The following is a 13904-nucleotide window of genomic DNA, read 5'->3' on the forward strand; positions in this document are numbered from 1 at the left end:
TTCAGTTCGCGCCGCCGCGCTTTTCCGGGTCCCGATTCCCCGTTCCCGAGTCCCGGCCTCTCACGCCGAATCGCGCACTACCAGGCGCACCGGCAGTTCCACCGATTGCAGTGGTTGCCCGGCGATCAGGCCTAGCACGCCATCCACCAGCAGCGTTGCCGCCTGCGCCAGGTCCTGGCGTACCGTGGTCAGCGGCGGCTGGCTGTAGGCGGCCAGCGCGATGTCGTCGAAGCCCACCAGCGAGATGTCCTGCGGCACGCGGTGACCGGTGTCGGTCAGCGCGCGGATCGCGCCCAGCGCGATCACGTCGGAGGCGGCGAACACCGCGTCGGGCGGATCGGCCTTCTTCAGCATCGCCCGCGTCAACCGGTAGGCGTCCTCGCTGAGGAAGCGGCTGCGCGCGTGCAGCCGCGTATCGAATTCCAGGCCGTGGCGCTCGAGCATGCGCCGGTAGCCGGCGAAGCGCGGCGCCACCTCCGGCAGCTGCTCGTCGCCGAGGAAGGCGATGCGGCGGCGGCCGATCTCGATCAGGTGCGCGGTGGCCAGCTCGCCGCCGCGCAGGTTGTTGCTGCCGACGCTGACGTAGGCCTGGCCGTCGATCCGGCTGCCCCAGACCACCATCGGCAGGCCGTCGCGTGCGGCCGCGTCCAGTGCGGCGTGCTCGGAACTCTGCCCGAGCATGATCACGCCGTCGGCGCGGCTGCCGCGCGCCAGGTCTTCGACCCAATGGTCCTGGTGCCGGTCCAGCTTGGACAGCAACATGCTGTAGCCGCGCGCGGTCAGCGCGTCGGCGAGCAGCGCCAGCATGGTCATCATGAACGGGTCTGACAGCGGCTGCTCGTGCGCGTGCATCAGCGGCACCGCGACGCAGACGATGTTGGAGCGCCGCGAACGCAGGCTGCGCGCGACCGGATCGACGCGGTAGCCGGCCTCTCTGGCCAGCTGCTTGATGTAGGCGCGGGTGCGTTCGGCGACCACCGGATTGTCGGACAGTGCGCGCGAGACGGTGGATTCGGACACGCCGGCCATGCGCGCGATGTCGGTCATCTGCAAGCGCGCGCCGGGCGTGGCGCGGTCGGGTTTGTCGGACATGCGGTGTCGGCGCTGGCGCAGGGAGCGGAATCGGCAGTGTATGCCAGCCGCCGCGCTGCGAGCGCCTGCGCGCCGCGCCGCGCACCTAGCCCATGTGCAGGCCACCGTTGACCGCGTAGTCGGCCCCGGTGACGTAGGCCGCTTCGTCGGAGGTCAGCCAGCCGCACAGCGCGGCCACTTCCTCGGGCTTGCCGAGCCGGCGCAGCGGCACCGAGGTGGCCAGGCGGTCGAGCACGTCGGGCGGGAAGCTGCTGATCGCGGCGCTGGCGATGTAGCCGGGCGACACCGTGTTGACGGTGACCCCGCGCGAGGCCACTTCCTGCGCCAGCGCGCGGCTGAAGCCCTGCATCGCCGCCTTGGCGGTGGCGTAGTTGATCTGCCCGATCTGGCCTTTCTGCGCGCTGACCGCACCGATGTTGACGATGCGGCCCCAGCCGCGCGTCGTCATGCCGTCCACCACCTGTTTGGTGATGTTGAACAGCGAGTTGAGATTGCCGGCGATCACCGACTGCCAGTCCTCGCGGCTCATCTGCCGGAACAAGGTGTCGCGGCTACCGCCGGCATTGTTGACCAGCACGTCGATCTCGCCGACCTCGGCCTTGACCTTGGCGAACGCGGCCACGGTGGAGTCCCAGTCGGTGGCATTGCCTTCGGAGGCGATGAAGTCGAAGCCCAGTTCGCGCTGCTCGCGCAGCCACGCCGACTTGCGCGGCGAATTCGGGCCGCAGCCGGCGACCACGGTATGCCCGTTGCGCGCCAGCTTCTGGCAGATCGCGGTGCCGATGCTGCCCATGCCGCTGGTGACGTAGGCGATTCTTAGAGTCATCTGGAACCTCTGTGGTTTGGAGTGCGGGACTGGGGAGGCGTGACTCGGGACTCGGGGCCGGAAGAACGGAAGTCGGTAAAGCTTCAAATCGCGCTATCGCGCTTTTTCCGAGTCCCGAGTCCCGAAGATTCAAGCGGCCAACGGATACAGCGCAAACACAAGGCTGCCGCCCATCAACAGCAACGACACCAGCACCGCCCACTTCATGGTGAAGCGCTGGTGGTCGGCGAAATCGACCTTGGCCAAACCGATCAGCAGATACGTCGATGGCACCAGCGGGCTGAGCAGGTGCACCGGCTGCCCGGCCAGCGAGGCGCGGGCCATTTCCACCGGGGTGATGCCGTAGTGGCTGGCCGCCTCGGACAGAATCGGCAGCACGCCGAAATAGAACGCGTCGTTGGACATGAAGAAGGTGAACGGCATGCTGGCGAGCGCGGTGATCACCGCCAGGTGCGGGCCCCACGCGTCGGGGATCACTGACAGGAAGCTGCGCGACATCGCCTCGACCATACCGGTGTTGGAGAGGATGCCGGTGAACACGCCGGCGGCGAAGATCAGCGACACCACCGACAGCACGTTGCCGGCGTGGTTGACCAGACGCCGGCGCTGTTCGGCCAGGTTCGGATAGTTGATCAGCAGCGCCAGCGCGAAACCGATCATGAACAGCACCGGCATCGGCAGCACGCCGACCACCAGCGCCGCCATCAGCGCCAGGGTCAGCGCCAGGTTCACCCACAGCAGTTTCGGCCGCTTGGTGTCCTCGGCGTCCTCCACGGTCGGCAGCGCATCGCCATCGTCGGCCATGCTGCTGTCCAGCCAGGCGTTGCCCGGCAGCGCGGCCACGCCGAGCCGGCGCCGCTCCTTGATACCCAGGTGCCAGGCCAGCATCAGGATGCCGGCGATCGCCAGCGCCATCGCCGGCACCAGCGGCACGAACACGTCGGCTGGGTCCACGTGCAGCGCGGTGGCCGCGCGCGCGGTCGGCCCGCCCCATGGGGTCAGGTTCATCACCCCGCCGGCGAGGATGGTCACGCAGGTCAGGTTCAACGCGTTCATGCCGATGCGCCGGTACAGCGGCAGCATCGCCGACACGGTGATCATGTACGTGGTCGAACCGTCGCCGTCGAGCGAGATCAGAAACGCCAACGCTGCGGTACCGACCACGATCTTCATCGGGTCACCCTTGACCAGGCGCAGGATGCGCCGTACCAGCGGGTCGAACAGCCCGGCGTCGATCATCACCCCGAAGTACAGGATCGCGAACATCAGCATCACGCCGGTCGGCGCGATCTTCTTGATCCCTTCCAGCATCATGTCGTTGATGCCGGTGCCGAAGCCGCCGGCCAGTGCGAAGGTGATCGGCACGATGATCAGGGCGACCAGCGGCGACAGCCGCTTGCTCATGATCAGGTACATGAAGGTGATGACCATTCCGAAACCGAGCGCGGTCAGCATGGGGAGTTCCTTGGGTGGTGCGGGAAAAAGGGCCGGGACCGGGGACCGAGGACCGGGGACCCGGAAAAGCGCGACGTCGCGATCTGAAGCGTTACCGACTTCCGTTCTTCGGGTCCCGAGTCCCGAGTCCCGAGTCCCGCAAATCAGAAGTCATACTGAAAACGCCCAGTAATCGCACGTGTGTGATCGAGCGTAATACCGGCCAGATGGTCGCGGTTGCGGCTGTCGATCAGGTTCAGCATCAGCCGCAGGTTCGGCTTGAGATACCAGTTGCCGGCCAGCGTCCACGAGGCGGTGGAGGCGTCGAGGAAATCCGCCTGGCCGTCCAGGTGCTGCGTGCCCCACATGCGGTCGTAACGCAGCGCCAGTTCGAACGCGCCACGCGGGTTGTTGACCTGCTTGATGCGGTTGAAGCGCCCGGTCTTGCTGTCGTAGCGGCGCGATTCGCCGGTCACGAACCAGCTGACGAAGCCATAGGCGGACATCACGTCGGCACGCTGCGCGCCGTCGTCGAACATGCCGCCGCTGAACTCGCTCTGCCACGACAGCGGGCCGCGCACCTGCGCGTATTCCAGCGACCACTTGTCCACGTCGGTATCGCGGCCATCGGCGAAGCGCGCCAGGGTGATGCGGCTGTTGTCGGACAGGTGTCCGGCCGGGCGCGGACGGATGCTCAGCGCCGGTGCGCCGTTGGCACCCGGGTGGTCGTAGTGCTCGTGCGCCAGCGACAGACCCAGGTGCAGCACGTCGCCCTCGCGCGCGCCCGGCGCCCAGGTGCCGCGGCCGCCGAACGCATCGCCCTTGATGTTGGACACGTCGATGCTTTCCAGGCTGTAGACGCTGGCGGCCCAGGTGTAGTCCTTGCCGGCGGCTTGCCACGACACCGCCTTGCGGTACAGCGGCGCCAGCGTGCTGGCCGCGCCGCTGCGCTCCAGGAACTGGCCGAAGTTGGAGCCGGTGCGGTCGTCCAGCGTGAAGTACTGCTTGAACTGGCCGACGCTGAGCGTGCCGGCGTCGAAGGTGCGGGTCAGGTAGACGTCCTTGGCCTCGATGCCCTTGCCGTTGAAATCGTCCTGCAAGCCGGCGAAATCGCCTTCGACCTTGTAGCCGAAGCCGAAGAACTTGCCGGACACGTCGATCCACAGCCGGCGGATTTCGGTGTCGTCGGGATTGGGCGTGCCGCGATTGTCGTTGTCGAATTGGGCGAAATCCCAGTGCAGGCGGCCGCCGATCTTGGCGGTGACCGGGCCTGCGTCGTCGTCGCCATCGGCGGCCTGTGCCAGCGCAGGCAGGGACAGCAGCGCGCAGGCGCCGCACAGGCTCAATTTCTTCAGGTTCACGTACCCTCCCAGGTGCGCGTAGCGCGTCGATGACTCGGTAGCCCGCAGCGGAAGGCGCGGGCCGGCGTGGCTGCAGCCTAGTGCGGCATAGCTGTCATCGACCTGTCGGTGCGGGGCCGGGAATGGGCAATCGGGAATGGGGAAGATGCGCTAGGCTTGCTCGTACAATCGCCGACTCTCCAATTCCCGATTCCCGGCCCCCATGCGTCTCTTGTTAGTCGAGGACAACGCCGATCTGGCCGATGCGATCGTGCGGCGCATGCGCCGCAGCGGGCATGCGGTGGACTGGCAGAGCGATGGGCTGGGCGCGGCCAGCGTGCTGCGCTACCAGAGCTTCGATCTGGTGGTGCTGGACATCGGCCTGCCCGGGCTGGATGGACTGCGCGTGCTGGCCGGGCTGCGCGAGCGCGGCGATACCACGCCGGTGCTGATGCTGACCGCGCGCGACGGCATCGAGGACCGGGTACAGGCGCTGGACGTGGGCGCCGACGATTACCTGGGCAAGCCGTTCGATTTCCGCGAGTTCGAGGCGCGTTGCCGGGTGCTGCTGCGGCGCAACCGCGGCAACGCCAGCGAGGTGGTGCAACTGGGGGGATTCGCCTTCGACAACGCCGCGCACACGGTCAGCCTGGATGGGACGCCGATCGAATTGCCCAATCGCGAATACCGCCTGCTGGAAATCCTGATCGGGCGAATCGGCCAGGTGGTGGGCAAGGACGAGATCGGCAACGGCCTGTTCGGCTTCGACGATGAGGCCGGGCCGAATGCGATCGAGTTGTACGTCGGGCGCCTGCGCAAGAAGCTGGTCGGCGCGCCGCTGCGCATCGTCACCGTGCGCGGGGTCGGCTACAAGCTGGAGGCGGCCGCGATCGATACATCGCCAGCCACGCCGCAGGACGCCGGCGGCGATGGCTGAGGCCATGCTGCCGGCGCCGTCGATCCGGCGCACGCTGCTGCTGTACCTGGGCGGGCTCTCGCTGCTCGGCGCGGTGGCGCTGTTCTTCGCCGCGCGCGACTACGGCCAGCGCGCGGCCAACCGTTCTTACGACCACCTGCTGGTGTCCTCGGCGCTGTCGATCGTCGATTCGGTGGCGCTGGCCGGGGGGCAATGGCAGGTGGACCTGCCGTACGCGGCGCTGGACCTGCTGGCGATGGCGCCGGAAGACCGGGTGTTCTACCGCGTGTTCGATGCGCGCGGGCGCACCATCACCGGCTACGGCGATCTGCCGAAGGCGCCGTCGCTGCCGCGCGCCAGCGCGCCGCCGCGGCTGTTCGATGCGTACTACAGCGGCGAGCAGGTGCGCTTCGCGGTGGTAGCGCGGCGGGTCTCCTCGGCCGCGGCGCAGGACGAGGTGTGGGTGCAGGTCGGGCAGACCCGGCGTGCGCGCGAAGCGCTGGCGCAGGATGTGGTGCTGCATGCGCTGGTCGCGATCGCACTGTTGTCGCTGCTGTCGCTGGCGCTGGTCTGGCTGGGGGTGTATCGCGCGTTGCGCCCGCTGCACCGGATCGAGCACGACCTGTCGCGGCGCGAGCCGTCGGAACTGAAGCCGCTGGCGGTGGCCGCGCCGCAGGAAATGCACCAGATGGTGGCGGCGTTGAACCGCTTCATGGCGCGCCTGGCGAGCAGCAACGAGACCTTGCGCGCGTTCATGGCCGAGGCTGCGCACCAGATGCGCACGCCGCTGGCGGCATTGCGCGCGCAGGCGCAACTGGCGCTGGACGACGACGACCCGCGCGACATGCGCCGCAGCCTGGAGGCGATCGAGCGCAACGCCACGCACATGAGCCGCTTGCTCAACCAGTTGCTCAGCGACGCCAGCGTGATCCACCGCGCCAACCTGCAGCGCTACGCCAGCGTGGATCTGGCCGAAGTCGTGCACCAGGCCTTGCACGAGGCGCTGCCGCAGTCGCAACCGCGGCAGCGCGTGCAGCTGGCTATCGCCAGCGAGTCGGCGCTGGTGCACGGCGATGCGCTGCTGCTGCGCGAGGCGATCAAGAACCTGATCGACAACGCCTGCAAGTACGGCGGCGCCGGCGTGCTGCAGGTGGCGCTGACCTGCACGGCGCGCGACTGCGTGGTGACCGTGGCCGACCACGGCCCCGGCATCGCCGCCGCCGATGCCGAGCGCGTGTTCGAGCGCTTCGCGCGCGGCGAGGGCGCGGCCGCCGGCGGTGCCGGACTCGGCCTGGCGATCGTCAAGCGCGTCGTCGACAGCCACGGCGGGCGCATCGATCTATCCAACCGCGTCGGCGGCGGCCTGATCGCCAGCCTGCGCCTGCCCAGGTTGCATCCATGACTTCGCTCCGATCGCTGCGCGCCGCGCTCCTGCTGCTGGGCTGCATCCTTTTTCACGACGCGCAGGCCGCGCCCGGCGACATCCGCCGCTTCCCGGCGCAGGGCGGCGCCGAGGCGCAGCTGTGCATCCAGGGCTCGACCGACATCGAGGTGTTCGCCGCGGTGATCGGCGACTACCAGCGGCTGCACCCGCGCACCGAGGTGGTGTATCAGGACGTGATCGCCTGGGACATGTACCAGCGCTACCTGCATCCGCAGCCCGGGGCGCGCTGCGCCGACCTGCTGATCAGCGCCAGCATGGACCTGCAGACCAAGCTGGTGAACGACGGCCACGCGCTCGCGCACCGTTCGCCGCAGACCGAGGCGCTGCCCGCCTGGGCGCAATGGCGGCACGAGGCGTTCGGGATCAGTTACGAGCCGGTGGCGATCGTCTACAACAAGGCGCGGCTGCCGGCGGCGCAAGTGCCGCGCACGCGCCACCAGTTGCTGGAATTGCTGCGCGCGCCGGGCCTGCCGCTGCGCGGCAGGATCGGCACCTACGACGTGGAGCGCAGCGGCGTGGGCTATCTGTTCGCGACCCAGGACGGGCAGATCGGCAGCATGTCCGGCGCCTTGCTGGCGGCGATGGGCGACAACCAGGTGGTGCTGGAGGAACGCACCGGCGTGCTGCTGGACCGGGTCAGCCGTGGCGAACTGCTGCTGGCCTACAACGTGCTCGGTTCCTATGCGCAGGCGCGGATCGACACTGGCGCGCCGCTGGCGATCGTGCAGCCGGAGGACTACACCCTGGTCGCGCTGCGCACCGCGGTGATTCCGCGCGATACGCCGCATGCGGCCGAGGCGCGCCGGTTCCTCGACTACCTGCTGTCGCCGCGCGGCCAGCAGGTGCTGTCGCGCGAGGCGCAGCTCAAGCCGATCCTGCCGATGCCCGGCGGCGGCGCAGCACCGGCCGCGCCGCCGTCGTTTCGTCCGATCGCGCTGGGGCCGGGCTTGCTGGTGTACCTGGATGCGCTCAAACGCCGCCAGTTCCTGGATGCCTGGCGCAGCAGCATGCGCCGCCATCCGCCGCGCCAGGGCGTGTCCGCCGTTCCCAAGTAGGTTGCGCCGGGTCCGCCAGGAGCAAGCGGCAGTGGGCTGCTGCGCACGCCTGGTGCCGCGGCGTCGCTGGCATTGGCGGCCGGTAGGCCGCGGCCATGCGCGGCGTCGGCAGCGCCGCCAGCAGGGTGCAACGGCACGGCAGCGGCACGCGGGCGGCGGCGCATGCCAGACTGTGGGGATGGATGCGCCTACGATTCTGGTCGCCGACGACCATCCCCTGTTCCGCGCCGCGGTGCTGCACGCGTTGCGCCAGGCCTTGCCGCGCGCGCGGGTGACCGAAGCGGCCAGCGCCGCCACGCTGGATGCCGCGCTGGCCGCGCAGGCCGACGTCGACCTGGTCCTGCTGGACCTGGCGATGCCCGGCGCACGCGGCTTCTCGGCGCTGCTGCACGTGCGCGGCGAACGCCCGGACGTGCCGGTGGTGGTGATCTCCTCCAACGATCACCCGCGGGTGATCCGCCGCGCGCAGCAGTTCGGCGCGGCCGGTTTCATCCCCAAGTCGTCGCCGGCGGAGACCATCGGCATCGCGGTGGCGGCGGTGCTCGACGGCGGCACCTGGTTCCCGCCGTTGACCGCGGCGCGCTCGGAGGCCGACGCGCAGCTGGCCGCACGCCTGGCGCAGCTGACCCCGCAGCAATTCCGCGTGCTGCTGTGCCTGGCCGACGGCCTGCTCAACAAACAGATCGCCTACGAACTGGGCCTGGCCGAGAACACGGTGAAGGTGCATGTGACGGCGATCCTGAAGAAGCTCGAATGCCACAGCCGCACTCAGGCCGCGGTGCTGGTCAAGGCGCTGGAGCCGGAAGGCGAGGGGTGAACCGCGGCTGCCGGAGCGTTTTCTGCGGCGCCCGGATACGCGATGCTATGCACTGGCGCCCGCGCTTCCTGCGGGCGGAAAGGGATCCACAACCATGCCTATCCGCAACGAGCAGATCGCCTACTACCCGTTCCTGCAGGAAATGCTGGACGACGATTATTTTCCTTCCTTCCTGGTCGGCAAGGGCCAGAAGATCCTGTTGCGGCTGTGCGAGGCGATTGAGGCGCAGGCCCCGCCGGACCTGCCGGCGTTGTACCGGCTCACCCATGCCGCCACCGAGGAATTCAACGCCCTGGCGCTGGAGTTCGAGGCGCACGACAGCGAGATCGAGACCGCCGCGCGCGACAACATCGGCGTGGACTTCCTGTACATCGCCAAGACCTATGGTTTCGATAATGCCGACGCCGAGGAGTTGATCGCGCCGCGCGAGTGGTGAGCGACGCGGCACAGCAGGGCTATTCCTTCTCCCACTGGGACCATGGCCCGCAGGGCCGGATGACAGGGCGCAGCCTCGTGCGCCCAAACCCCGCAAGTCGCTTCGCGCCGGACCCTCACCCCACCCCCTCTCCCGCTGGGAGACGGGCTGATGCTGCGGCAGGGGGGGCTCAGCCACGGCGCAAGAGCATCTGCGTCATCAGCGCGCGCAGCGCCGGCGCGCGTACCGGCTTGGACAGGAAGCCCCAGCCCTGTTCCTGGGCCAACGCGCGCAGCGCCGGATCCGGTTCGGCGGTGACCAGGATCACCCGCGGTTCGGCGTTCCAACGCCCGCACAGCTTAGCGAACAAGGCCGGGCCGGCGCGCTCGCCCATGCGCACGTCCAGCAGCACCAGCTCCGGCGCCTGCGCCGCTTGCGCTGCGGCCAGCGCCTGCTCCGGGCCGGCCGCCAGTTCCACCCGGCACGCCCAGCGTTCCAGCAGCGCGCGGCTGGCCTCGCAGACGCGTGGATCGTCGTCGATGCACCACACCCGGCAGCCGTGCAGGATCGGGTCGTCGCCGTTGTCGCTGGCCACCGCGGTCGGCGCCAGCGCCTGCGCCGCGGCGGCGTCGCCCAGCGCCACGGTGACCGCGAACACGCTGCCGCGGCCGAGCTGCGAGCGCAGGCCGATGCGATGGCCGAGCAGGCGGCCGATGCGCTCCACGATCGCCAGCCCCAGCCCTGCGCCGCGGTCGTGGGCGACGCCGTCGCCGAGGCGGCGGAACTCTTCGAAGATCTCCTGCTGCAGCGCCTCGGGGATGCCCGGACCCTGGTCGTGGACCTCGATGCGCAGGGTGTCGCCGTCGCGGCGGCAGCCCAGCAGCACGCGTCCGCGCGGGGTGTAGCGCACCGCGTTGGACAGGAAGTTCTGCAGGATGCGCCGCAGCAGGGTCTCGTCGCTGCGCACCGTGGCGCCGGTGGGCACGTAGTCCAGGCGCAGGCCGCGGTCCTGCGCGACGATGCCGAATTCGTGCGCCAGGGTCTGCAGCAGCGGCCCCAGCGCGAAGTCGCGCACCTGCGTCTTCAGCGTGCCCGCTTCCAGCCGCGAGATGTCCAGCAGGCTGTTGAGGATCGCGTCCTGCGCGACCAGCGCATTGTCGACGTGGTCGGCGATCTGCCGTGCGTCGTCGTCGTGCAGTTTGCCGCGCAGCGCCGAGACGAACATGCGCGCGGCGTTGAGCGGCTGCAACAGGTCGTGCACCGCCGAGGCGACGAAGCGGGTCTTGTAGCGGTTGGCGTTCTCGGCCTCGCGCTTGGCGTCGGCCAGGTCGCGGGTGCGCTCGGCGACGCGGTGCTCCAGCGCGTCGGCCAGGGAGCGCAACTCGCGCGCGGCGTTCTTGTAGCTGGTGATGTCGGCATAGCTGGTGACGAAGCCGCCGTCGGGCAGCGGGTTGCCGCGGATCTCCAGCACCGTGCCGTCGTCCTTCTCGCTCTCGCGCATGTGCGGACGACCGCTGCGCAAATGGTCCAGGCGGCGCTGGATCGCCGCCTCCACCGGGCCGGGACCGAGCAGGCCGCGGCGCGCGTTGTAGCGGAACACGTCCTCGATCGGGCGGCCGATGCGGATCAGCTCCGGCGGGAAGCGGAAGATCTCCAGGTAGCGAGAATTCCACGCCACCAGGCGCAACTGCGCGTCGATGATGACCACGCCCTGCGGCAGGTGCTCCAGGCTGCGGCTGAGGCCGGTATCGGCCTGTTGCGCGGCCTGCACCACGCCGTCCTGCGCAGTACGCAGTTCCTGCGCATGCTGTTGCAGCAGCGACTCCAGCTCGCGCCGGCTGCGCTGGCGCAGCCGCGCCAGGCGCTGGTGTTGCTGGAACAGCAGGCCCAGGAACACCAGCGCCAGCCAGATGCCGGCCGCGGCCAGTGCGGCGGCGCGGCCGGCGGCGCGGCTGCCGCCGATGTCGTGCAGCAGGTGCAGGCGCCAGCCGCTTTCCGGCAGCGCCATGCTCTGCCACAGCAGCGGCGCACGCTGCGCCGGCGCGGCGATGCGCATCACCTGGCCGCCGTCGTCCAGCGTGGCCAGGCGGCGTCGCTGCGCCGGCAGCAAGGTCTGCCGTGCGTACTGGCGGGTGGCGAGCAGTTCCTCGCGCTCGCGCGCGCTGAGCGGCTGCAGCTGGCGGTAGCGCCAGGCGACGCGGCTGGACAGGAACACCACGCCATGGCGATCGCTGACCAGCACCACGTCGGGCACGCGCAGCCATTCGCGTTCCAGCGCCGCCAGCTCGATCTTGATCACGATCACGCCGAGGGTGCGCCCGGCCTCGTCGCGGATCGCCTGCGACAGAAAATAACCGGGCATGCCGGTGGTCATGCCGATGCCGTAGAAACGGCCGCTGCCCTGCGCCAGCGCCTGCTTCACGTAGGGGCGGAAGCCGTAGTCGGCACCGACGTTGCTGCTGGTCAGGCGCCAGTTGCTGGCCGCCACCGCCACCCCGCCGGCGTCGATCAGGGTCAGCGTCGAGGAGCGGGTGACGTCGTTGGCGCGTTCCAGCTTCAGGTTCAGTCGCTGATGCGCAGCCGGGTCCAGCGGCCGGGTCAGCGCCTGGCGCAGCTCCGGGTCCAGCGCCAGCAGCTGCGGCAGGGCGCGGTAGCGGTCGATGCGCTGCTGCAGGGTCTGCGCGTACAGCTCCAGTTGCTGCCGCAGTTGCCGGCTCTCGGCACGCAGCGCGCGCTGTTCGGCGAAATGCCCGGCCGACAGCATCGCCAGCGCCATGCCGCCGAGGACGGCGAGCAGGAGCAGGACGAGGTGGCGATGGCGCGAAGCGGGATACATGCGGACTGGGCAGGGCCGGGACGGTCTCCGGCCAGCTTAGCGGCAGCGGCGCGTGCGGTGCTGGCGATTGGTTGCGCGGGCGCTCTCGGCGGCGGCATTGCGATCGCACAAGCGGCCGCGATGGACGGATGGCCGGTTGGCTGAACGCAGAACGGCAGCGCCTGCCCATGTGTGCAGGCGCTGCCGCGCCGGGTCTTGCTTTCCAACGCGCCCCGGGCGGTCAGTGCCGAGCGGGGCGCCGATCAGGCCGCGCCGATCAGAACTGCACCTGCGCGCGCAGGTCGATCGAGTTCGGCTTGGTGTGCACGCCGGCGCGCTCGGCATCGGCGCGCACGTAGTTGGCCTGGAACTTGAAGTGGCTGGTCAGGTACCAGTTGGCGCCCAGTGTCCAGTCGTGCTGGCGGCCGCCGAGCACGCTGCCGTCGTCCAGGTCCAGGCGGCTGTAGCGCGCCAGCACCTCGACCGCGCCGTAGGCGTTGGCCGGCTTGACGTTGGCCACGTTGCCGGCGCTGTACGGGCGCGACTCGCCGGTCAGCACATAGCTGGCGAACACGTACTGGCCGTCGGCCGTGTAGTCGGGGCGGCCGTTGTCGCGGGTCACTTCGGCGCGCAGCGCTTCGCCCTGCATTGAGAACGGACCCTTGATCCAGATCCCCTCCAGGCCGGTGCGGCGCACCTGGTCGGCATCGACCAGGGTACCGGAGTCGACCAAGCGCACATCGGTCAGCCCGGCTTCCGGGCGCGCCCGCAGGCGCACGCGCGGGCTGAAGCTCACGTCCAGGCCGTTGTGGTAGCCGCGCGGGTTTTCCTGCGAGTAGGCCAGGCCCAGGTGCAGCACGTCGCCCTCGCCCTTGAACGGGGTCCACACGCCGCGCACCGCCTGGGTGGTGCCGGGGTTGTCGCCCTGCAGGTCCTTGCCGCCGTACGCGCCGGCCTGCAGCAGGTACTGCGGGCGTTCGAAGGTCCATTCCACGCCGGTGCGGCGGCCCTGGTAGATCGCCTGGATCGGCAGCGCGGTTTCCATGAAGCTGTCGGCGCGCGAGCTGGTCACGCCTTCCAGGCCGACCGGCACCTTGATGTAGCCCAGCCGCACCTTGCCGTAGTCGCTGCCGAACAGCGCCTTGGTCTCGAAGCGGAAGAACACGTCGAGCCACAGCTTGGACTGGAAGTCGAAGTACACCATCGCGTCGTACACGCCTTTCTTTTTCAGCGTGGCGCCGAATTCCTTGCGTCGGAACGTGTTGTCGTCCTCCAGGCGCGCATCGTCGTTGGAGAAGTTGTTCCAGTCGTAGCCGTAGTTGCCGGTCAGCGCCAGTTCGGTGCCGTCGTTGAAGGCGACCTTGGTCGGCCAGTCGTCGAATCCGCTGGCGGCGGCGGGAGCGGCGGCGGTCAGGCACAGCGCAGCGAAGAGAAGGGTATGGCGCATGGTCGTGATGTCTTCTTTGATGAGGAAAAAAGCGCGTCGGCACTCGACTGAAGGGACGGCAAGGCTTGCGCGGGCGGTGCAGTGTGGCGTCGCGACCGTCCCCCGGCCACAGTGTGGGCATATCGCCGGAACAACGCGCCGCCCGCATGCAATAGCGGACGCATCCGGCGGTTCTTTACAGCGATGTTGCGGTCCTGCCACGGCGCATGGCCCCTGAATACGCATGCGACCCCGGCAACGCCGGCGGCGGGACAGTATGCGACGCAGCGTCGAAGGGACATGCACATGGCCGGCGTCGCGCGT

11 protein-coding genes are annotated in these 13904 nt (G+C 69.6%); 5 read left to right on the forward strand and 6 right to left on the reverse strand.

All coding sequences use genetic code 11. From position 1 onward, the window contains the following. Positions 1-60: 60 nt before the first annotated feature. The 4 genes from ISN38_RS14170 to ISN38_RS14185 form a co-directional block, all read right to left on the reverse strand. Positions 61-1092 carry a LacI family DNA-binding transcriptional regulator gene (locus tag ISN38_RS14170; RefSeq protein ID WP_003465243.1) on the reverse strand — a complete coding sequence of 344 codons (1032 nt, stop codon included), beginning with the start codon at positions 1090-1092 and terminating at the stop codon, positions 61-63. A gap of 85 nt (positions 1093-1177) precedes the next feature. Further along, complete coding sequence (gene phbB, locus ISN38_RS14175) at positions 1178-1918, reverse strand: acetoacetyl-CoA reductase (protein WP_003465242.1); 741 nt, start codon at positions 1916-1918, stop codon at positions 1178-1180. Between the two features lie 129 nt (positions 1919-2047). After that, positions 2048-3373, reverse strand: coding sequence for a CitMHS family transporter (locus tag ISN38_RS14180; RefSeq protein WP_003465240.1), 1326 nt, complete (start codon positions 3371-3373; stop codon positions 2048-2050). 143 nt (positions 3374-3516) lie between these two features. After that, positions 3517-4713, reverse strand: a complete 1197-nt coding sequence (locus tag ISN38_RS14185) for an OprO/OprP family phosphate-selective porin (protein ID WP_047325253.1) — start codon at positions 4711-4713, stop codon at positions 3517-3519. Positions 4714-4915: 202 nt separating this feature from the next. Here ISN38_RS14185 and ISN38_RS14190 point away from each other — a divergent pair, with 202 nt between their 5' ends. The 5 genes from ISN38_RS14190 to ISN38_RS14210 all read left to right on the forward strand — a co-directional run bounded on the left by ISN38_RS14190 (position 4916) and on the right by ISN38_RS14210 (position 9360). Then, complete coding sequence (locus tag ISN38_RS14190) at positions 4916-5629, forward strand: response regulator transcription factor (protein WP_003465234.1); 714 nt, start codon at positions 4916-4918, stop codon at positions 5627-5629. Further along, the gene (locus ISN38_RS14195) at positions 5622-7010 is read left to right on the forward strand and encodes a sensor histidine kinase (protein ID WP_047325252.1); all 1389 of its coding nucleotides are present in this window, start codon (positions 5622-5624) and stop codon (positions 7008-7010) included. Before ISN38_RS14190 ends, ISN38_RS14195 begins: the two co-directional genes overlap by 8 nt. After that, positions 7007-8107 carry an ABC transporter substrate-binding protein gene (locus ISN38_RS14200; RefSeq protein WP_003465228.1) on the forward strand — a complete coding sequence of 367 codons (1101 nt, stop codon included), beginning with the start codon at positions 7007-7009 and terminating at the stop codon, positions 8105-8107. Before ISN38_RS14195 ends, ISN38_RS14200 begins: the two co-directional genes overlap by 4 nt. 178 nt (positions 8108-8285) lie before the next feature. After that, entirely contained in the window at positions 8286-8924 is a 639-nt protein-coding gene (locus ISN38_RS14205; protein ID WP_003465225.1) for a LuxR C-terminal-related transcriptional regulator, read from the forward strand. Between the two features lie 94 nt (positions 8925-9018). Further along, on the forward strand, positions 9019-9360 hold the full coding sequence (locus ISN38_RS14210) for a DUF5713 family protein (protein WP_003465222.1): 342 nt from the start codon (positions 9019-9021) through the stop codon (positions 9358-9360). 169 nt (positions 9361-9529) lie between these two features. Here the strand turns inward: ISN38_RS14210 and ISN38_RS14215 are convergent, their stop codons facing one another. Beyond that, a complete protein-coding gene (locus tag ISN38_RS14215) occupies positions 9530-12175 on the reverse strand; it encodes a hybrid sensor histidine kinase/response regulator (RefSeq protein ID WP_206711861.1) in 2646 nt (881 codons plus the stop codon). 256 nt (positions 12176-12431) lie between these two features. After that, entirely contained in the window at positions 12432-13601 is a 1170-nt protein-coding gene (locus ISN38_RS14220) for an OprO/OprP family phosphate-selective porin (protein WP_003465216.1), read from the reverse strand. Positions 13602-13904 lie beyond the last annotated feature (303 nt).

It is taken from the genome of Xanthomonas translucens pv. undulosa, from assembly GCF_017301775.1.
GTDB classification, from domain to species: domain Bacteria; phylum Pseudomonadota; class Gammaproteobacteria; order Xanthomonadales; family Xanthomonadaceae; genus Xanthomonas_A; species Xanthomonas_A translucens.

Coding starts and splice junctions, on each gene's coding strand:
- ISN38_RS14210 (WP_003465222.1), top strand. CDS start 9,019: ATGCCTATCCGCAACGAGCAGATCGCCTACTACCCGTTCCTGCAGGAA.
- ISN38_RS14220 (WP_003465216.1), bottom strand. CDS start 13,601: ATGCGCCATACCCTTCTCTTCGCTGCGCTGTGCCTGACCGCCGCCGCT.
- ISN38_RS14215 (WP_206711861.1), bottom strand. CDS start 12,175: ATGTATCCCGCTTCGCGCCATCGCCACCTCGTCCTGCTCCTGCTCGCC.
- ISN38_RS14180 (WP_003465240.1), bottom strand. CDS start 3,373: ATGCTGACCGCGCTCGGTTTCGGAATGGTCATCACCTTCATGTACCTG.
- ISN38_RS14200 (WP_003465228.1), top strand. CDS start 7,007: ATGACTTCGCTCCGATCGCTGCGCGCCGCGCTCCTGCTGCTGGGCTGC.
- ISN38_RS14190 (WP_003465234.1), top strand. CDS start 4,916: ATGCGTCTCTTGTTAGTCGAGGACAACGCCGATCTGGCCGATGCGATC.
- phbB (WP_003465242.1), bottom strand. CDS start 1,918: ATGACTCTAAGAATCGCCTACGTCACCAGCGGCATGGGCAGCATCGGC.
- ISN38_RS14170 (WP_003465243.1), bottom strand. CDS start 1,092: ATGTCCGACAAACCCGACCGCGCCACGCCCGGCGCGCGCTTGCAGATG.
- ISN38_RS14205 (WP_003465225.1), top strand. CDS start 8,286: ATGGATGCGCCTACGATTCTGGTCGCCGACGACCATCCCCTGTTCCGC.
- ISN38_RS14195 (WP_047325252.1), top strand. CDS start 5,622: ATGGCTGAGGCCATGCTGCCGGCGCCGTCGATCCGGCGCACGCTGCTG.